At 69.8% G+C, this 248-nt stretch carries 1 protein-coding gene; it reads right to left on the bottom strand.

The features are described 5' to 3' along the window. On the bottom strand, window positions 1-248 hold a 248-nt coding region (locus tag D3227_RS43665), incomplete at both ends, for a transposase (protein ID WP_245452181.1).

Here is a 248-nt window from a genome sequence, read left to right as displayed (position 1 = left end):
CCCCTATGTGGGTTCGCGCCGTCGCCAGGAACGTCCCTCCGGTCGGGCTACGCCCTCCCTCCGTGACGCCCCTGGCGACGCTCCCTTCCAGATTGACGCTGTTCCCAGGCTGATTGCCGCGCCGCAGAAAGCGCCAAGCAAGCTGGATCAGGCCGCGACGGACGCGGGCGTTACCTGCCTTCGCCAGTCCCTTCTGGCGCCGCTTGGAGCCACTTTCGTCGGGCGCGCCGGTCAGGCCGGCATAGCGC

Source organism: Mesorhizobium waimense (genome assembly GCF_003601975.1).
Classification (GTDB): Bacteria; Pseudomonadota; Alphaproteobacteria; order Rhizobiales; family Rhizobiaceae; genus Mesorhizobium; species Mesorhizobium waimense.
Note: the sequence above shows the minus strand (reverse complement) of the source record. Positions and strands in the feature narration are given on the sequence as shown.